General features: G+C 71.0%; 18 protein-coding genes. 8 read left to right on the top strand and 10 right to left on the bottom strand.

The features are described from left to right. Positions 1-10: 10 nt before the first annotated feature. The 3 genes from FE256_RS07025 to FE256_RS07015 all read right to left on the bottom strand — a co-directional run bounded on the left by FE256_RS07025 (position 11) and on the right by FE256_RS07015 (position 2,040). A complete protein-coding gene (locus tag FE256_RS07025) occupies positions 11-628 on the bottom strand; it encodes a copper resistance CopC family protein (RefSeq protein ID WP_138174149.1) in 618 nt (205 codons plus the stop codon). 2 nt (positions 629-630) lie between these two features. Continuing rightward, positions 631-1,371, bottom strand: a complete 741-nt coding sequence (locus FE256_RS07020) for a YcnI family copper-binding membrane protein (protein ID WP_138174147.1) — start codon at positions 1,369-1,371, stop codon at positions 631-633. A gap of 69 nt (positions 1,372-1,440) precedes the next feature. Then, positions 1,441-2,040 carry a hypothetical protein gene (locus tag FE256_RS07015; protein ID WP_138174145.1) on the bottom strand — a complete coding sequence of 200 codons (600 nt, stop codon included), beginning with the start codon at positions 2,038-2,040 and terminating at the stop codon, positions 1,441-1,443. A gap of 119 nt (positions 2,041-2,159) precedes the next feature. Between FE256_RS07015 and fdhD the strand changes: the two genes are divergently transcribed. The 6 genes from fdhD to FE256_RS06990 all read left to right on the top strand — a co-directional run bounded on the left by fdhD (position 2,160) and on the right by FE256_RS06990 (position 9,954). Next, complete coding sequence (gene fdhD, locus FE256_RS07010) at positions 2,160-3,038, top strand: formate dehydrogenase accessory sulfurtransferase FdhD (protein ID WP_138174143.1); 879 nt, start codon at positions 2,160-2,162, stop codon at positions 3,036-3,038. A 61-nt stretch (positions 3,039-3,099) separates the two neighbouring features. Beyond that, positions 3,100-5,421 carry an FdhF/YdeP family oxidoreductase gene (locus tag FE256_RS07005; protein WP_138174157.1) on the top strand — a complete coding sequence of 774 codons (2,322 nt, stop codon included), beginning with the start codon at positions 3,100-3,102 and terminating at the stop codon, positions 5,419-5,421. Between the two features lie 176 nt (positions 5,422-5,597). Next, positions 5,598-7,949, top strand: a complete 2,352-nt coding sequence (gene purL / locus FE256_RS07000; protein WP_171024246.1) for a phosphoribosylformylglycinamidine synthase subunit PurL — start codon at positions 5,598-5,600, stop codon at positions 7,947-7,949. 101 nt (positions 7,950-8,050) lie between these two features. Beyond that, positions 8,051-8,188 (top strand): hypothetical protein, encoded by a 138-nt coding sequence (locus tag FE256_RS18140; RefSeq protein ID WP_171024245.1) that lies wholly within the window; start codon positions 8,051-8,053, stop codon positions 8,186-8,188. Positions 8,189-8,298: 110 nt separating this feature from the next. Continuing rightward, complete coding sequence (locus tag FE256_RS06995) at positions 8,299-9,216, top strand: hypothetical protein (RefSeq protein ID WP_138174141.1); 918 nt, start codon at positions 8,299-8,301, stop codon at positions 9,214-9,216. A 9-nt stretch (positions 9,217-9,225) separates the two neighbouring features. Further along, positions 9,226-9,954, top strand: coding sequence for a hypothetical protein (locus tag FE256_RS06990; protein ID WP_138174139.1), 729 nt, complete (start codon positions 9,226-9,228; stop codon positions 9,952-9,954). A 9-nt stretch (positions 9,955-9,963) separates the two neighbouring features. Here the strand turns inward: FE256_RS06990 and FE256_RS06985 are convergent, their stop codons facing one another. Next, positions 9,964-10,224: a DUF3253 domain-containing protein gene (locus tag FE256_RS06985; RefSeq protein WP_138174137.1), complete on the bottom strand. Its 261-nt coding sequence runs from the start codon at positions 10,222-10,224 to the stop codon at positions 9,964-9,966. Between the two features lie 47 nt (positions 10,225-10,271). Between FE256_RS06985 and FE256_RS06980 the strand changes: the two genes are divergently transcribed. Then, the gene (locus tag FE256_RS06980; protein WP_252370932.1) at positions 10,272-11,003 is read left to right on the top strand and encodes a YqjF family protein; all 732 of its coding nucleotides are present in this window, start codon (positions 10,272-10,274) and stop codon (positions 11,001-11,003) included. Positions 11,004-11,065: 62 nt separating this feature from the next. Here FE256_RS06980 and FE256_RS06975 read toward each other — a convergent pair whose 3' ends face one another. The 4 genes from FE256_RS06975 to FE256_RS06960 form a co-directional block, all read right to left on the bottom strand. Next, positions 11,066-11,974, bottom strand: a complete 909-nt coding sequence (locus tag FE256_RS06975; protein ID WP_138174133.1) for a glycine betaine ABC transporter substrate-binding protein — start codon at positions 11,972-11,974, stop codon at positions 11,066-11,068. A 56-nt stretch (positions 11,975-12,030) separates the two neighbouring features. Continuing rightward, positions 12,031-13,002 (bottom strand): ABC transporter permease, encoded by a 972-nt coding sequence (locus tag FE256_RS06970; RefSeq protein ID WP_138174131.1) that lies wholly within the window; start codon positions 13,000-13,002, stop codon positions 12,031-12,033. Then, complete coding sequence (locus FE256_RS06965) at positions 13,002-14,324, bottom strand: quaternary amine ABC transporter ATP-binding protein (protein ID WP_138174129.1); 1,323 nt, start codon at positions 14,322-14,324, stop codon at positions 13,002-13,004. The genes FE256_RS06970 and FE256_RS06965 overlap by 1 nt, the downstream gene beginning before the upstream one ends. A gap of 324 nt (positions 14,325-14,648) precedes the next feature. Beyond that, positions 14,649-14,954 (bottom strand): chorismate mutase, encoded by a 306-nt coding sequence (locus FE256_RS06960; RefSeq protein WP_138174127.1) that lies wholly within the window; start codon positions 14,952-14,954, stop codon positions 14,649-14,651. 68 nt (positions 14,955-15,022) lie between these two features. Between FE256_RS06960 and FE256_RS06955 the strand changes: the two genes are divergently transcribed. Next, positions 15,023-16,147 carry an AI-2E family transporter gene (locus tag FE256_RS06955; RefSeq protein ID WP_138174125.1) on the top strand — a complete coding sequence of 375 codons (1,125 nt, stop codon included), beginning with the start codon at positions 15,023-15,025 and terminating at the stop codon, positions 16,145-16,147. Between the two features lie 30 nt (positions 16,148-16,177). On the opposite strand, the gene FE256_RS06950 is transcribed toward FE256_RS06955, so the two are convergent. Together FE256_RS06950 and FE256_RS06945 are read right to left on the bottom strand one after the other, a co-directional pair. After that, a complete protein-coding gene (locus tag FE256_RS06950) occupies positions 16,178-17,377 on the bottom strand; it encodes a lactonase family protein (protein WP_138174123.1) in 1,200 nt (399 codons plus the stop codon). A 1-nt stretch (position 17,378) separates the two neighbouring features. Then, on the bottom strand, positions 17,379-18,665 hold the full coding sequence (locus FE256_RS06945) for an adenylosuccinate synthase (protein ID WP_138174121.1): 1,287 nt from the start codon (positions 18,663-18,665) through the stop codon (positions 17,379-17,381). Positions 18,666-18,761 lie beyond the last annotated feature (96 nt).

Below are 18,761 nucleotides of genomic sequence, written 5' to 3'. Positions count from 1 at the left end.
CCCCGCCCCCTCACTCGTCGTCGGAGTCGTCCCCCCGACGCGTCCGCACCAACAGGAACACCACGACACCGACCGCGATCACCGCGACGCCTCCGACGCCCAGGCCGATCACGAGCCCGGACGGGCCGGACGCGGGGGCCGTGGCATCCGTCGCCGGCGCCGACTGGTCGGCGGCGACCTTCGCGCACGGCGAAGTCTCCGCTCCCGGGGCGGCCGGCGCGCCCGCGGCGGGGGCGTAGGCGAACTCATACGTGCCCGAGACCGGGTGCCCGTCGGACGAGACCGCCCGCCAGGTCACCTGGTATTCGCCCGCGGGGCCGAGCTGGACCGGGGTGGTCAGCGTCGGACCGGCGAGCGCCGTGCAGTCCGTCTCGTAGTGGCGGGAGTCGGGGCCGACGACGATGACCTCGTTGCCGCCGTCCGCGCCGAGGAGGTTGGCGCTGAAAGTCAGCTCCACCTCGGATGCCGTGGACACGGTCTCGTCCGCCGACGGCGTCGACGAGACGAGGCTGTCGTGCGCGGACGCGGCCTGAGCCCCGCCGAACGCGCCCACGGCGGCGGCGACGATCAGGGCGGCGACCGCACCGCGTCCGCGGACCCGACGCGCAGCCCCCGTGGGCGCACCCACGGTCAGGCCTTCTTCGGACGGCGGGCGAAGGCGAGGGCGCCGAGCACGGCGCCGCCGATGCCGATCACGAGCGCCGCGATGCTGAGACCCAGGGCTGCGCCGGCCGAACCGTCGGTCGTCGTCGAGGCCTCGGCCGCGCCGTGGTCGTCCGAAGGCGCCGGCGTGGCGGTGCTGTGACCGGCTCCGTGACCGGATGCCGGCGGAGTGTCGGTGATGTACAGCACCGGTGCCGGTTCGAGGGTGTCGTCCGCGGCGACCTCATCGGGCGTCGCGGCCCAGTTCACGACCTCGCCGTCGGAGTACGTCTGCACGGCGGGGAGCACGACGTGACCGGTGTCGGGCACGGGCCCGAGCACGGCCGAGAACATCTGGAACTGGTCCTGACCGATGCCCACGCCGGGGTCGGCCTGCCAGACGATCTTCAGCGGACCGTCGCTGATGGTGTTGCCGTCCACCTCGACGGGCGCCGGCAGCGCCCCCTTCTCGACGGTCGCTGTCCACCCGGGCACGGGCTGCACGAGGACGGCCGTGAAGGGGGTGTCGGTGGGCAGGGTCACTTCGACCTTGACCGTGGAGGCGGTCGCGGACTCGGTGGGCACACGGAAGTTGACCGTGGCGTACGTGCCCGGAGTCGCGGTGTTGGGGTTGACGGTGACGTGGGCGGACGCCGCCAGGGGAATGCCGACGGCGAGCGCGAGGCCGGCGGTGGCGCCCACGAGGGCGCGCAGGGTCTTACGGGACATGGCTGCTGCTTTCTGAGAGTGCGCAGGCGTGAAGGCACGCCCGAGCGCGAAGGGTGAGGAGAGTCGGAGTCAGGCCGCGAGCGGCGGACCCCGGTGCCTCATCCCGGAAAGCACGGTCATCGAGGCCGTGAGCAGCGGCGGCTCGGGCCGCAGGCGCGGCACCGCGACCGGGCGCGGTTCCCGCACCGGGACGAGAGCCCGGAACGTGTCGACCATCAGCCCCGCGACAGTGCGCAGCGCGCGTTCCCCCGAGCCGAGCGCCACGACGGTGACCGCCGCGGCGAGGGCGTGCGCGGCCCACATCCACGGCGATTCGGTGCCCGTGAGCATGTGCGCGTGCCCGGATGCCGCGGCCTCGGCGAGCGCGACGGCGCCGCCGTGGTGCGAGGCGCCCACCGGCACACCCGTCCCGCTCAGATCGAGGGCCAGCAGGGAGTGGAACAGCAGTTGACTCGTCGCGATGGCGGCCGTGAGCCGGACCCACGACACGGTGCGCCCGACGAGGGCGACGCACAGGGGCGCGGCGAGGCTGACGGCGAGCACGACGTTCAGCGCGGCGGGGAGGTCACCCGCGGCGACGGAGTGCGAGAGGGTCGCGACGAAGGTCGCGAGCACGGCGGCGGAGACTCCGCGCGCGGCGCGGCGGGCGCGTCCCGCTCTCGCTGACATGCTCCTCCTCCGGCGTCCCGTTCGCAGCCATTCCACCACACGGCTCCGACACGGGCCGCGCCCGGCGACCCGGGCGTACGCTCGACGCATGTCCCCCACCTCGCAGCGACGGTTCTGACGTGGGCCGCCTCACCGCCTCGCGCCGCGTCACCCGCATCACCCTCGATGGGGTGAACCGGACGCGACCGGATGCCATCGCCGTCGAGGAACCGCTCGAGATCCGTGTCGCGGGGGCGCCGCTGTCGGTGACGATGCGCACCCCCGGCCACGACGTCGAGCTCGCCGCCGGGTTCCTGGTGTCCGAGGGCGTGATCCACCGCGGCGACCAGTTCGCGCGCGCCATCCACTGCGGCGGCCCCGGCACGGGCGGCGCCGACGGCAACACCTACAACGTCCTCGACCTGACCCTGGCGCCCGGAGTGGCGCTCCCCTCGCCCGATATCGCGCGCAACTTCTACACGACCAGTTCGTGCGGCGTGTGCGGAACGGCATCCATCGAGGCGGTGGAGAAGGTGTCGTCGTACGACGTGTCGGAAGACGGCATCCGGATCCCGGCCGAAGATCTCGCGGCGCTGCCGGACCGGCTCCGCGAGGGGCAGAAGGTGTTCGAAAAGACCGGGGGGCTGCACGCCGCCGCCCTGTTCGATGTCGCTTGCGGCGAGATGCTCGTCGTGCGCGAAGACGTCGGTCGGCACAACGCCGTCGACAAAGTGGTCGGTTGGGCGGTGTTGAACGATCGGCTGCCGCTGCGCGGAACCGTGCTGCAGGTGTCGGGACGCGTGAGCTTCGAGCTCGTGCAGAAGGCGGTGATGGCCGGCATCCCGATCCTCTCCGCCGTCTCGGCCCCGTCGTCGCTCGCGGTCGAGCTCGCCGAGCGCGCCGGTCTCACCGTGGCCGGGTTCGTCCGCGGCGGCAGCATGAACCTCTACACGCGCGCCGACCGTGTCGCCGCGCCGTCCACAACCCCCTCCCTCGAGGAGGCGTCGGGCGTACGCTGACCCGAGGGCGCTCGGAGCATGGATGCCATCGACTCGGCGCCGAGATCATCGGAGGGTGAGCATGGGTGACGCGTTCGGGCTGATGAAAGACGCACCGCGCCAGGGGGGCCTCGGCCCCGCCGTCTCGGGCGACTGGTCGAGCACCGGCGAGTACACGCACCCCGCCGCCGGGTGGGGCGCGGCGCTCACCGTGGGCAAGGTGCTGCTCGAGCAGCGTCAGCCGGTCGCCGGCACCAAGGCGATGTTCACGATGAACCATCCGAAGAGCGGTTTCGACTGCCCCGGGTGCGCGTGGCCCGACGACAAGGGCGTCGCCCTCGACATCTGCGAGAACGGCATCAAGCACGTCACGTGGGAGATGACCCACAAGCGTGTGGGCAAGGAGTTCTTCGCCGAGCACTCGGTCACGGAACTCGCCGAGTGGACCGACTTCGCCCTCGAGGATGCCGGACGCCTGGTGGGTCCGATGGCGTACGACGCCGCGACCGACCACTACGTGCCGATCTCGTGGAACGACGCGTTCCGCCTCATCGGGCAGCACCTCCGAGGCCTCGACAGCCCGGATCAGGCGGCGTTCTACACCTCCGGACGCTTGAGCAACGAAGCCTCGTTCCTGTACCAGCTGTTCGCGCGCGAGCTCGGCACGAACAACCTCCCCGACTGCTCGAACATGTGCCACGAGGGCTCGGGCCGGGGGCTCACGGCATCCCTCGCCACGCCCAAGGGCACCGCCGACCTCGAGGACTGGCAGAACTGCGACGCGCTGTTCGTGCTGGGCGTCAACGCCGCGTCGAACGCCCCACGCATGCTCACGAGCCTCGCCGAGGCGGTCGAGCGCGGCGCCCAGGTCGTGCACGTGAACCCGCTCCGCGAGGTCGCGGCCACCCGCACGATCGTGCCGCACGAAATCGTCGACATGGCGACGTTCACCGACCACCCCACGAGCACGATGAACCTCCAGGTGCGGCCCGGGGGCGACCTCGCGCTCGTGCGCGGCATGGCCAAGGTCGTGTTCGAGGCCGCCGAGACCGACCCCTCGGTGCTCGACCGCGCGTTCGTCGAGGGCTACACGCATGGATTCGACGAGTACCGCGCCCTCGTCGAGGCCACCGCGTGGGACGACCTCGTCACCCAGTCGGGCTTGACCGAGACCGAGATCCGCGCCGCCGCCGGCGTCTACCTCGCCGCCGACCGCACCGTGATCAGCTGGTGCCTCGGCGTCAGCCAGCACGAGCACGGCGTCGACACCGTCCGCGAGATCGTCAACCTGCTGCTCCTCCGCGGCAACGTCGGGCGCCTGGGCACCGGCCCCTCGCCCGTGCGCGGCCACAGCAACGTCCAGGGCAACCGCACGTGCGGCATCAACCACAAGCCCACGGAGGCGTGGCTCGCGAAGCTCGACGAGGTGTGCGGCATCCGTTCGCCCCGCGATCCCGGACTCGACACCGTGCACACCGTCGCGGCCCTGCACCGCGGCGACCTGAAGGTGTTCGTCGGCATGGGCGGCAACTTCGTGCGCGCCGCTCCCGACACCGCGCTCACCGCCGAGGGCATGAGCCGCTGCGACCTCACCGTGCACGTCAGCACGAAGCTGAACCGCAGCCACCTCACCCACGGAAAAGAGGCGCTGATCCTCCCCTGCCTCGGACGCACCGAGCGCGACGAGCAGGAGTCGGGGCCGCAGTCGATCTCGACCGAGGATGCCATGAGCTCCGTCATGCTCTCGCTCGGGTCGCGCAAGCCCGCATCACCGCACCTGCTCAGCGAGCCCGCGATCATCGCGCGCATCGCGCGGGCGGCGATGCCCGACTCGCAGACGCCGTGGGAGTGGTACGTCGGCGACTACGACCGCATCCGCGACACCATGGCGAAGGTGCTGCCCGGGTTCGAGGGCTTCAACGAGCTCGTCCGCCAGCACTGGGGCTTCCGCATCCCGCAGCCCGCGCGCGAGCGCGACTTCCGGACGCCGTCGGGCAAGGCCGAGTTCTCGCTCGCCGAGCTCCCCGACGTCATCCCCGCCGACTCCGACGTGCTGGTGCTGCAGACCATGCGCTCGCACGATCAGTGGAACACCACGATCTACTCGGCCGACGATCGGTACCGCGGCGTCCGCAACATCCGCGAGCTCATCTTCATGAATCGGAAGGACATGAAGGAGCGCGGCATCGCCGAGGGCGACCTCGTCGACATCGTCGCGACCTCGCGCGACGGGTCGGTGCGCAGCGTCACGGCGTTCCGCGCGCTGCAGTACGACACCCCGCGCGGCAGCGCCGCCGGGTACTTCCCCGAGATGAACGTGCTCCTCGGCCCCGACGACTACAGCCGCCAGAGCGACCAGCCGCTGATGAAGAGCCTGCGCGTGCGAGTGGCGAAGACCGCCTAGCGGCCGCAGCACAACCTCGGCGATTCGCACAACTCCAGCCCGATGTCCCGCGACGTGGCTGAGGTCGTGCACATCACTGAGGTTGCGGCCCGGGGCCAGGCCGCGCGGCAGACCGGGATCACCCGCCCAACTAGACTGACTCCGTCCGGCCCCCGCGATTCTTGGAGCTCAGCCGCGTGACCCACTCACCCGAATCCGCCGCACCCGCCCACCGCACGGCCCTGGCCGACACGGTCGAGAACGCGATCGCCACGCCCGAGAAGGACCAGCCGTACGGCGCCCTCGGCCTCAAGGACGACGAGTACGCCCAGATCCGCGAGATCCTCGGCCGCCGCCCCACGAGCGGTGAGCTGGCGATGTACTCGGTCATGTGGAGCGAGCATTGCTCCTACAAGTCGAGCAAGATCTACCTGCACCAGTTCGGCCAGAAGGTCAGCGACGAGATGAAGACCCGCCTCATGGTCGGCATGGGCCAGAACGCCGGCGTCGTCGACGTGGGGGACGGCTGGGCGGTCACGTTCAAGGTCGAGTCGCACAACCACCCCAGCTACATCGAGCCGTTCCAGGGCGCCGCGACCGGCGTCGGCGGCATCGTGCGCGACATCATCTCGATGGGCGCGCGCCCGGTCGCCGTCATGGACCAGCTGCGCTTCGGCGCCATCGACCACCCCGACACCCCGCGCGTCGTGCACGGCGTCACGAGCGGCATCTCGTTCTACGGGAACTGCCTCGGGCTGCCGAACATCGGTGGCGAGACGGTGTTCGACTCCGTCTACCAGGGCAACCCGCTCGTGAACGCCCTCGCAGTCGGCGTCCTCCGCCACGAAGACCTCAAGCTCGCCAACGCTTCCGGCGCGGGCAATAAGGTCGTGCTGTTCGGTGCCCGCACGGGCGGCGACGGCATCGGCGGCGCCAGCATCCTGGCATCCGACACCTTCGCCGACGGCGGACCCACCAAGCGTCCCGCGGTCCAGGTCGGCGACCCGTTCGCCGAGAAGGTGCTCATCGAGTGCTGCCTCGAGCTGTACCGCGACGACCTCGTCGAGGCCATTCAAGACCTGGGTGCCGCGGGCATCTCGTGCGCCACGAGCGAGCTGGCTGCGAACGGCAACAGCGGCATGAAGGTCGAGCTGTCGAAGGTGCTGCTGCGCGACCCGTCGCTCACGCCCGAAGAGATCCTCATGTCGGAGTCGCAGGAGCGCATGATGGCGATCGTCGCGCCCGAGAAGCTGGACGCGTTCCTCGCCGTCGTCGGCAAGTGGGACGTCGAGACGAGCGTCCTCGGCGAGGTCACCGGCGACGGCCGCCTCGTCATCGACTGGTACGGCGAGCGCATCGTCGATGTCGACCCCTCGACCGTCGCGGTCGACGGCCCCGTCTACGAGCGCCCGGTCGCCTACCCGACCTGGATCGACGCGCTCAACGCGGACTCGGCCGCGAAGCTGCCCCGTGCCGCCGACAATGACGCGCTGCGCGACCAGTTCACCACCCTCGTCGCGAGCCCGAACCTCGCCGACACGTCGTGGATCACCAACCAGTACGACTACTACGTGCTCGGCAACACGGCCCTGAGCTTCCCCGACGACGCCGGCATGATCCGCGTCGACGAAGAGAGCGGGCTCGGCTTCGCGATCGCCACCGACTGCAACGGCCGCTACTGCCAGCTCGACCCCTACAACGGAGCGAAGCTCGCCCTCGCCGAGGCGTACCGCAACGTCGCCGTCACCGGCGCCGTGCCCACCGCGGTCACCGACTGCCTGAACTTCGGCAGCCCCGAGAACCCTGAGGTCATGTGGCAGTTCAGTCAGGCCGTCGAGGGTCTCTCCGATGGATGCCTCGAGCTCGGCATCCCGGTCACCGGCGGCAACGTCTCGTTCTACAACCAGACCGGCGACCAGCCGATCCACCCGACCCCCGTCGTGGGTGTCATGGGCATCATCGACGACGTCGCCGCGCGCATCCCGAGCGGATGGCAGGATGCCGGCGAGAACCTCTACCTGCTGGGCGTCACCGCCGACGAGCTCGACGGTTCGCAGTGGGCCGGGACGATCCACGACCACCTCGGCGGCCGTCCGCCCAAGGTCGACCTGGCGCAGGAGCGCAAGCTCGCCGAGCTCCTGCAGGCCGCGGGGTCCCAGTCGCTCGTCTCGAGCGCGCACGACCTGTCGTCCGGCGGTCTCGCGCAGGCCCTCGCCGAGGGCGTCATGCGCTTCGGCGTCGGCGCCCGCGTCTGGATCACCGAGCTCATGGAGCGCGACGGCGTGGATGCCACGGCCGCCCTGTTCAGCGAGTCCACCGGCCGCGTGCTCGTGAGCGTGCCGCGCGAAGAGGACGTGAAGTTCCGGGGCCTCTGCGACGGTCGCGGCTACCCCGTGCTGCGCATCGGCGTCGCCGACGTGGAGCCGGGCACCGAGGCCACGCTCGAGATCCAGGACGTCTTCACCGTCCCGGTGTCCGAGCTGCGCCGCCTGTCGACCGAGACGCTGCCGGCCGTGTTCGGCCCGACGGTCGCCGAGCCCGTCGCCTGACCCCGCGGGCCCGGCCCCACGGCGCCGGGCAGCCGCGGCGCACCGCCGTACGAGAACCTGATGACCCCCGCGGAGCACCGCGGCACGAAAGGAGTCGCGCGATGACCGACCACGACGACGACATGGCCGGGTTCGACGAGCGACGTCAGCGCCGCGTCAAGATCACCGCCTGGGTCGTGATCGCCGCGCTCGTGCTCACCGGCGGCGGCGCGACGGTGCTCTCGCTGATCTTCGGCTGACGCTCAGACCGGCGCCCGTCGACGGTGTCTCACTCCGAAACGATCTCACATCCCCGCCCCCGTCCCGCTCTCCCGGGCGCGCTCGCGGGCCGCCGACGTAGCATGGAGACGTGGAACCGCTCGTGGCGCTGATCGCCGAGTGGTGGTGGATCGGCCCCGCTGCGGCCGGTGCCGGCACCGTCGGCTGGATCGGTGTGCGCCGCTCGCGGCAGCGCGCCCTCCCGGCCGGGGCCTCGACCTCGGATCGCGCCGCACGGACGTGGGCGAACCGGCCGTTGAGCAAGACCGCGGCCCGACGCCTCGAGCTGGATGCCGCCCTCCTCGACCTGCAGACCGCCCGTCACGCCGTGACCCGGGGCCGCGCCGAAGTGAAGGTCGCGGACGCGGAGGTCGTCCGCGCCCAGGCCGAGCGCGCGGCATCCCGGGTGTCGTCCGACGCCGTCGCAGCCGCGCGCTCCCGACTCACCGCCGCGCAGCGCGAGCTGCGGGCCGCCGCCGCGGAGGTGCGTGCCCGCCGGGCCGGGGTCAAGGCCGCCAAGGCGATGCTCCCCGCGATCCGCTCGGGCAGCGCCCCCTTGCCCGTGGCCCGGCTGTTCCACGAGCACGACACGATCCTCGTGCGGTGGATGGCGTACGAGACCGACCCGGCACTCGCAATCGACTTCCCGGCGATGAGCGACTCGCGCTCGCCCCTCCTGGCCGACTTCCTGCGCGCACAGGAGCGGGCCCAGTGGCTGCGCCCCACCGCGGTCGACTCCCGTCTGGAGCCGGCCGATTTCCTCGCGTACCGCGACGCCGTCCGTCAGCTCGGTCACGCCTTCGAGCGCGCCGAGCGCGCCGCACGCCGCGGTCGCGACGACCGCCCCGATGCGGACGGCACCGACGCCTGGGGGCGTGTGGCCTCGGACTGGGCCGAGACGGCGCAGCGCGCGCTCACCTGGTCGATGGAGAACATGGGCCGGGCGGCGGCCCGATCGTGGAACGACCGTCACGCGAAGCGCGCGCGCAAGAACGACCCGGACGCGTAGCGTGGCGGCGTGAACGAAATCGCGGAGTTCGCCGGCAACTACTGGTGGCTCGTCTTCCCGCTGTTCGGCATGACGATGGGCGCCATCGGCACCGTGAACAAGCAGCGCGAGCTCTCGGCCCGCCGTCGCCACCGCGAGCAGCTCGAGCTCATGCGCGCGCAGAGCGGCGGGCTGCCGGCATCCGCTTCCGCCCCGCCTGCCGCGGCCGCGCCGACTCCCGTCTCCGACGATCTCTCGCGCGTGCAGGCCCGCCACGACGACGTCACCCACCGCTGGCTGGACTACGAGCTGGACGTGTCCAAGCTCATCGCGTACCCCGCGATGAGCGACGGGCGGCAGCCGCTGACCGCCGCGTTCCTCCGGGCCAAGAAGGTCGCGGACACCCTGCGCCCGGCACCGGGAGAGACCTCCTCGCCGGAGCGGGCGAAGGAGTACCGCGACGCCGTGACCGACTACGAGGTCGCGTTCGAGGTCGCCGAGCGCGACGCACGACGCGTCAAGGCCGCCGCGTTCACTCCCGACGAGCGCAAACGCCTCGATACCGCGCAGCAGCTGCTCGGCGTCGCCGTCGACCAGGCGGCCACGCCGAATGAACGGCAGGTCGCGTATCGCCGCGTGCGGCAGGAGCTCGATGGCCTCATCTGGCTGAGCGACGAAGCCGTCGAGGAGCTCGAGAAGAAGGTCGCTCTCGAGCTTCCGCGTTCGGCATCCGGCACCCCGCCGGAGCCCGCCGTCTGACTCGCCGCCTCAGCGTGTGCGGCGGATCCGCACGGGTCCGCGCGCCGTCGTCACGTCGACGACCTCGCCCCGCTGGGTCACCTCGACCTCACCCTCCTCGGCGAGGACGCGCGCGGCATCCCGCGCCGACGGCATGAGGGCGCGCCACTCGTCTCCGCCCACGGCACGAGCCACCTCGGACGGGCAGATCGTCGCCCCCTCGGCCCGCGCCGCCAAGAGGGAGCGGATGGATGCCACGAGCCGGGGATCCGCAGCAGACGACGAGGGCATGTGTCCAGTCTCCCTCCGTGCACAGGCGCCGGGGCGAGAATCCCCCCGTGACCCTCGAACGCCACTCCCCCGCCCTTCCGGGCCGCGCCGTCATCGAGCAGCGGTGGAACCGCGCCGTGTTCGTCCACTGGCGCGTCGACCCCGCCGACGTGGCCCCGCTCCTGCCACCGGGCACCCGGCCAGACGTGCACGACGGTTCGGCGTGGGTGGGGCTCGTGCCGTTCGTGCTGAGCGAGTTCCGGTTCCTGCCCCTCCCGCCCGTGCCACTGGTCGGCACCTTCACCGAGATCAACGTGCGCACGTACGCGGTCGACGACGCGGGGCGGCGCGGAGTCGTCTTCCGCACGCTCGAGGCCGAGCACCTCGCCCCGGTGCTCGCGGCCCGCGCGCTGTTCGGCCTCCCGTACCGTTGGGCCCGGGCCGGGGTGCGGACCGACGGCGCGCGCATCGAGTACCGGTCGCGCCGCCACGGCGGACGGCATCCGGGAACCCGCCTGCGTGCACGGTTGGGCACCGACCCCGTCGACACCCCGCTGTCACGGTTCCTCACGGCGCGCTGGGGGTTCCACGAACGGCACCTCGGTCGAACGATCTGGGCGGCGAACACGCACGAGCCGTGGCCGCTCGTCACGGCCGAGCTCGAGGCGCTCGACGACGACCTCGTCGCGGATTCCGGCTTCCCGCAGTTGGTCGGGCGCACACCCGACTCGGTGCTCGCCATGCCGGCCGGGCACCCCGGCTTCCGCACGCGCTTCAGCGCCGCCCACGCGATCGGCTGAGCGCCGCCCGCGCGAAAGGCCCCCTCCGCCGTCGGGCGGAAGGGGCCTTCGAAGGCGGGACGTCAGTTGCGCTGCGTCGAGAACGCCTCGGGGTTCTGCTTCAGCCACGCGTCCACGGCCTCGGCCTCACGGCCCTCGCCGTACTCGTTGACCACGAGGTCTTCGAGCGAGCCGTACTGCGCGTCGTCGAGCTGGATGCCGGCGATGAGCTCGGCGGCATCCGGGTACGTCTCCGCGAAGCCGGCCGTGCCGAGGAAGTGGAGCTTCTCGGGGTCGCCCATCAGGCCCTGGGGGTCTTCGAGGTCCTTCACGTCGTACGCGTCGTTGGCCCAGAACGGGCGCCACAGCGTCACGACGATGTCCTTCTGCGCCGCGATGGCGTTGTCGAGCTCGGTGAGCATCGCCGCGGTCGACGAGGTCACGAGCTCGAAGTCGCCGTCCAGGCCGTAGCCGGGCAGCATGCTCTCCTGCGTCTGCTTGGTCAGACCCGCCCCCGGCTCGATGCCGTAGATGCGGCCGTCGAAGCGCGCGGCGTTGTCCTTCAGCTGGTCGATCGAGTCGATGTCGACGTAGCTGGGCACCGCGATCGTGAGCTTGGCGTTGTCGTAGTACGCGCCGAGGTCCTCGATCTTGTCGCCGTACTGGTCCATGTACGACTTGTGCGTGAGCTCCGGCCACGCCGAGGGGTAGATGTCGACGTCGCCCTGGGCGAGCCCGGTGTACAGCGGGCCGGCCTCGGTGAGGGTCTGCATCTGGACCGTGTAGCCGAGCTTCTCGAGCTGGTCCTCGAGCAGGTACGCGGTGCTGAGGCCGTCGGTCCAGGAGGGGAGGAAGCCGAGCGTGATCGTGCCCTTGTCGCCCGATCCGCCGGTGCCGCCCTCGGCCTGGTTGCCGCTCGCGCAGCCGGCGAGCGCGAGCGCGCTGACGGCGCCGAGCGCGAGGGTCGTGGTGAGGTGTCGCTTGTTCGTCATGTGAGTGTTTCCGTATCTCTCGTGCGTTTCGTATGGGTGGTGGGGATGCCGTGCGCTCAGACGCCTGTGGAGATCGGCGCGCGGCGCGGGGACGCCTTCTCGCGCTCCGCCTCGGTCGCGGCGACCGTGGAGGCCTTCGCGGGGACCGTCGACGACCCGGCCCGGCGGCGGCCGAGCATGCCGCGCAGCGACGAGGTCTGCTCCGCGGGGCTGCCGAGCGCGGCGGTGAGCCGGTCGAGGTAGACGGCGAGGATGACGACGCTGAGTCCGGCCTCGACGCCCTTGGGCAGGTTCAGGGTGGAGATCGACTGCACGACCTCCTTGCCCAGTCCGTCGGCGCCGACGATGCCGGCCACGACCGCCATCGACAGGGCGAGCATGATGACCTGGTTGATGCCGGCCATGATCGTGGGCATCGCGAGGGGCAACTGGATGCCGCGGAGGATCTGCGCGGGCGTGGCTCCGAAGGCGTGTCCGGCCTCGACCGTCTCGGAGTCGACCCCGCGGATGCCGAGCTCGGTCAGGCGCACGCCGGGAGGCAGCGCGAAGATGACCGTGGAGACGACACCGGGCACGACGCCGATGCTGAAGAACGTGATCGCCGGGATCAGGTACACGAACGCCGGCATCGTCTGCATGAGGTCCAGGACGGGCTTGAGGATCGCCCGGACCGTGGCGTTGCGCGCCGACCAGATGCCGAGCGGGACCGAGATCGCGACGGCGACGACGGTCGCCACGAGCACGAGCGCGAGGGTCTGCATCGCGGTGACCCACTGGCCCATCCCGAGGATGAGCGCGAAGCCGATCGCGGTCCCGAGGGCGAGCTTCCAGGACTTCACGGCCCAGGCCAGAAGCGCAGCCACGACGATCACGACGACGATCGGCGCGGCCAGCAGGGTGTCGCTCAGCCCGCCGACGAGGAAGCGGACGACGACGGCGATGAGGTCGAGGAGCCCGGAGAGATTGTCGCGGACCCAGTCCACGCCCGCGGCGGCCCAGGCGCCGACGGGGATGCGGAAGCCCTCCATCAGCGCACCCCCTCGGTCTCGGATGCCACGACTTCGTCGGCGAGCACCGCGTCGATCTCGGCGGACGGCATGGGCTGCGGGAGCACGGTGATCTCCTCGGTGGCGGTGGGTCCGGGGCCGAGCGCGGCGAGGAGCGTGACGCGCGGGATGACGCCGGCGAGGCGTCCCTCGGTGTCGAGGACCGCGAGCGGGAGGGGCGACTCGACCGAGGGGACGAACAGGTTCATCAGGACGTCGTCCTCGCGGACGGTCTGCGGCATCGGCTTGAGCTTGCTGTGGAGCGAGTTCTCTCCCGCGATCACGAGCTTCATGGCATCCCGGTCGGTGATGATGCCGAGGGGCCGGCGGTCACGGTCGGTGACGTACACGGCCGACATGTAGGCGTCGCGCATCTGCCGCAGCGCGGTGCGCGGACCCGCCGTGGCATCCACTCGGGGACGGGGACGCTCCATGACGTTCGCGGCCGTGAGCACGCGGGCGCGATCGACGTCCTGCACGAACTGCTCGACGTAGTCGTTCGCGGGGTCGGTGAGGATGTCTTCGGGGGTCCCGATCTGGACGATCCGCCCGTCGCGCATGACCGCGATGCGGTCACCGAGGAACATCGCCTCGTTGAGGTCGTGGGTGATGAAGACGATCGTCTTCTTCAGCGTGCGCTGGAGCTCCAGCAGCTGCTCCTGCATCTCGCGACGGATCAGCGGATCGAGCGCGCTGAAGGCTTCGTCCATGAGCAGGATGTCGGTGTCGGCCGCGAGAGCGCGGGCGATGCCGACGCGCTGCTGCATGCCGCCGGAGAGGGCCGAGGGGAGCTTTTCGCCCCATCCGTCCAGGCCCACGAGCGCGAGGATCTCGTTCGCCTTGGCCAGGCGCTCGGCCTTGCCGACGCCGCGGATCTCGAGCGGATAGGCGACGTTCGCGGCCACCGTGCGGTGCGGGAGCAGAGCGAAGTGCTGGAACACCATCGCGATGCGCTCGCGACGGAGGCTGCGCAACCGCGACGGGCTGACGCCGGTGAGGGGGTCGCCCTGCACCTCGACCGTTCCGGCCGTGACGTCGTGCAGCCCGTTGAGCATGCGGATGATGGTCGACTTACCGGAGCCGGAGAGCCCCATGATGACGAAGATCTCGCCGGGTTCGACGGAGAAACTCGCATCGATGACGGCGGCCGTTCCGGCGTCGCCGAGCTGGTCGCGCGGGGTTCCCGCGCGAAGCTTCTCGACCGCGGTCTGAGGGGCGCGGCCGAAGACCTTGAAGAGGTTCTTCGCCGCGATGGCATGCGGGTGGGTCACTGTGTGCACCTGGGCGGCCTCGGGTGGCCGCATCGGTCACGCCCGGGTGGCAGCCCGTCCGGCGCTCGTGCGGGGGTGAGCGCGTCGACGGCGGATGTCTGATCCGCGTCCAGGCCGCCGACCGTACGCTCGCGGCGCGACTCCCCCGAGCCGGCACCGACGACCGCGGACTGGTCGGGTGGGCGGCCCATTTCGGGCCTCCCCCAACGTTTCACGGTGATGGATCGCCTGGCAAATCGGCCCTCGGCTTGCGATCGCCGACGACGCGTGGCACGCGCGGGCGCGTACCAGAGTCCGCCGACGGGGCGTGGGCCGCACGTTCGCGAAGACGGCCCGGGCGTGTCGCGGAGCGTCCTGTCAGTCGCCCGCCGTGCCGGCGGCCGCGGAGCGGTGGTGGCGGATGACCTCGGCGACGACGAAGTTGAACCACTTCTCGGCGAACTCGGGATCGAGGTCGGCTTCGGCCGCCAGACGCTTCAATCGCGCGATCTGCTGCTCCTCGCGAGAAGGGTCGGATGCCGGCATCCCGTGCTGCGCCTTGAGCACGCCCACTTGCTTCGTGCAGCGGAAACGCTCGGCGAGCAAGAAGATGAGAGCGGCGTCGATGTTGTCAATGCTGCCACGCAGGCCCTGCAGGATCATCGTCGGATCGGCGTCGGTCATGGGTCCTCCCGGCTCCCGACCCTATCGCGCACCCACACCCGCGCGAGAGCACGCCCTACAGTGTGACCATGAGCCGATCCACGCGCCCCGATCCCTCCGCCGCCGGCGCCGACGCCGGCGAGGTCACCTCCCGGGATCGGCCCGTATGGTCGGCGATCGCGCGCCCGTATGCGGCGGGCTTCTTCCTCACCCTCGGCGGGCTGACGGCGATCCTGCTGGCGCTCGCACTGAGCAACCTCTCCACGGTCCTCATCTACATCGCGATCGCCCTCTTCCTCGCGCTCGCGCTCGACCCCCTGGTCCGGATGCTCGTGCGGCGGGGTTTGTCGCGCGCGTGGGCGATCGTCATCGTCTTCGGCGGTCTCGCGATCGTCCTCATCGGCGCCCTGTGGCTGCTGATCCCGCCCGTCGTCCGTCAGGTCGAGCAGTTCGTCAGAGACGTCCCGTCCTTCGTCTCCGACCTGCGCACGAGCGACTTCGTGCTCTGGATCGAGGCGAATCTCAGCGACAGCGTGGGCGAGATCATCAACGAGGTGCAGAAGTTCTTCACCAACCCGTCGAACCTCACCGCGATCGGCGGGGGCCTGCTGCAGGTGGGCGTCACGATCGCCACCGGCATCTCCGGGGCGATCATCGTGCTGGTGCTGAGCCTGTACTTCTTGGCATCGCTGCCGACGATGAAGAACTCGCTCGTGCGTCTGAGCCCGGCCCGCAACCGCGAGACGGTCGCGAAGATGACCGGGCAGATCACCGACTCGGTCGGTGGTTACCTCTCGGGCATGGTCGTCCTCGCGCTGATCAACGCGGTGTTCGCCTTCATCCTGCTCACGATCGTCGGGCAACCGTTCGCGGCCCTGCTCGCGGCCCTGGCGTTCGGGATCACGCTCATCCCGCTCGTCGGTTCCGTGCTGTTCTGGGGCACGGCCACCGTGTTCACCCTGATCGTCGACCCGACTGCCGGACTCATCTTCGCCGTGGTCTACCTGATCTATATGCAGCTCGAGGCATACGTGCTGACGCCGCGCGTCATGAGCCGGACTATCTCGGTCCCCGGATCGCTCGTGGTCATCGGCGCGCTCGTCGGCGGAACGCTCCTGGGCCTGCTCGGCGCGCTCGTCGCGATTCCCGTGACCGCATCGCTGCTGCTCATCCTCAAGCAGATCATCATCCCGCGACAGGATGCCAAGAAGTAGCGGTCGCGACCGCCTTCAGCGGGACGGCGCTCAGCGCATCGGGAGCAGGCGCGTCGGGGACGGGGATGCCGTGCGGTGACGCACGCGGCCCGGCACTCCCGTGCGGGGGTCGAGCGGGAGCGACACGATCTCGTTGGCCAGCTGCCCGGCCACCAACAACGTGTCGTTCACGACGACGTGATGCCGCGGCCAGTGCGTGCCGGCCTCGGCCAGAGCCGTGAGCTGCAGGCTCTCGCCCGCTCCGCGCACCGCCAGGACGCCGATCGTGTCGCTGCCGCGCACCCCGGCGTAGAGCGTGGACGCGTCACGGCTCATGCACAGTTCGGCCGCGGTGTCACCGTCGAGGGTGCCGAGGAGCGGCTGCCCCGAGACGACCCGCCAACGGGTCTCGGCATCCGGGGCCAGCACGAAGACCTCGCGGCTGAGCTCGGTCACGACGTAGAGGTGACCCGACGGATGCCACACCCCGTGGCGCGGGCCGCTCCCCTTCGGCAGCGCGACCTCGTGATCGAGACGCAGTCCCGTGGCGGTCGCGCGCCAGAAGCGGACGAGGTCGAGGCCCATGTCGGTGGTGGCCAGGAGCCCGCCGGGCAGGAAGATCGTCTCGTGCGTGCGGGACACCCGCGCGCCGGCGGCGGCCTCTTCGGACTCGGCATGGGTCTCAGGAACGTCGTCGTAGGCCGGGACGAGGTGACCGAACTCGTCGCCCGCGGCCTCTCGCAGCGCCCGCGCGGCGGCGGCGAGGTCGGGGACGACGGCACCCGAGACATGGGCACCGGTCTCGACCACCGATCCGTCGGGAGCGGGGTCGTACGGATCGGTCGCGGCGGCCGCGATCACCGGCGCTGCCGGGCGGCCCGCGGCATCCAGGGCGATGCGGACCACGCGCCCGTCGCTCCAGCAGCTCGCGACGAGGAAGGACGCGTCGGGCGCGACGGCGACGTGGCACACCGCAGCGCCGGCCTCCACGGGGGACCCGAACGGAACGAGCCGCGTCTCGCCCGTGCGGCGGTAGGCCTGCACCGTGCCGTCGGACTCGAGCGCTGCGTAGAGAACGTCGTGCTGCGGGTGCTCCGCCACCCACGACGGCGATCCCGGCGCCGCGACCGCGGTGCCGACCATGCCCAGCGGCCCCGAGGCCCACGACGAGTCGGCGTCGCCGGCCTGCAGGATGCCGATGCCCTCGGCGGAACCCGCGTCGGAGGTGTAGGCGCCGACCCAGAAGCGCACGTCAGTCGATGAGGTCGTGGCGGACGATGACCTGGTCGCGCGCGGGCCCGACACCGATGACCGAGATGCGCGTGCCGCTCATCTCTTCGAGGGCCAGGACGTACTCCTGAGCCGTCTTCGGAAGCTCGTCGAAGGTGCGCGCCGTGGAGATGTCTTCGCTCCACCCGGGCAGGTACTCGTAGATCGGCTTCGCGTGGTGGAAGTCGGTCTGGTTGACCGGCAGGTCGTCGAACCGCTCGCCGTCGACGTCGTACGCGACGCACACGGGGATCTGCTCGAGGCCTCCGAGGATGTCGAGCTTGGTCAGCACGAGGTCGGTGATGCCGTTGATGCGGGTCGCGTAGCGCGTGATGGGAGCGTCGTACCAGCCGACTCGGCGCGGGCGACCGGTTGTGGTGCCGAACTCGAAGCCGCGCGAACGCAGCCAGTCGCCGCTCTCGTCGAAGAGCTCGGTGGGGAACGGACCCGAGCCGACGCGCGTCGTGTAGGCCTTCACGATGCCGACGATGCGATCGAGGCGGTTGGGCCCGACGCCCGAACCCGTCGACGCGCCACCGGCCGTCGCCGAGGACGACGTGACGAAGGGGTAGGTGCCGTGGTCGACGTCGAGCATCGTGGCCTGGCCGCCCTCGAAGACGACGACATCGCCCTGGTCGAGGGCGTCGTTCAGCAGGAGGGAGATGTCGCTGACCATCGGCCGGACGCGCTCGGCGTACGAGAGCAGGTCTTCGACGACCTCGTCGACCGTGATCGATCGGCGGTTGAAGACCTTGACGAGGAGGTGGTTCTTCTGGTCGAGAGCGCCCTCGACCTTCTGCCGCAGGATGTTCTCGTCGAAGAGGTCTTGCACGCGGATTCCGACGCGGTTGATCTTGTCGGCGTAAGCAGGGCCGATGCCGCGGCCGGTGGTACCGATCATGCGCTTGCCGAGGAAGCGCTCGGTGACCTTGTCGAGCGTGCGGTGATACTGCGTGATGATGTGCGCGTTGGCGCTGATCTTCAGCCGGCTCGTGTCGAGGCCCCGGGCGTTGAGGGCCTCGAGCTCGTTGAAGAGCACCTCGAGATCGACCACGACGCCGTTGCCGATGACGGGGGTGACGCCCGGCGAGAGGATGCCGCTGGGCAGCAGGTGCAGCGCGTACTTCTCGTCGCCGATGACGACGGTGTGTCCGGCGTTGTTGCCGCCGTTGAACTTCACCACCCAGTCGGTGCGCTCACCGAGCAAGTCGGTGGCCTTGCCCTTGCCTTCGTCGCCCCACTGGACGCCGACGATCACGATTCCGGGCATGTGCGCTCCTCGCGTGTTATCCGGCGGTACACCCCATCCTATCGAGCGTGCTCGACACGCCCTTTCGGGGTTGTGCACAACCCCGCCCCGCGTCCG

Source organism: Microbacterium sp. 5K110, from assembly GCF_005774735.1.
Lineage (GTDB): Bacteria > Actinomycetota > Actinomycetes > Actinomycetales > Microbacteriaceae > Microbacterium.
This window is presented reverse-complemented; position numbering and strand designations above follow the sequence as displayed.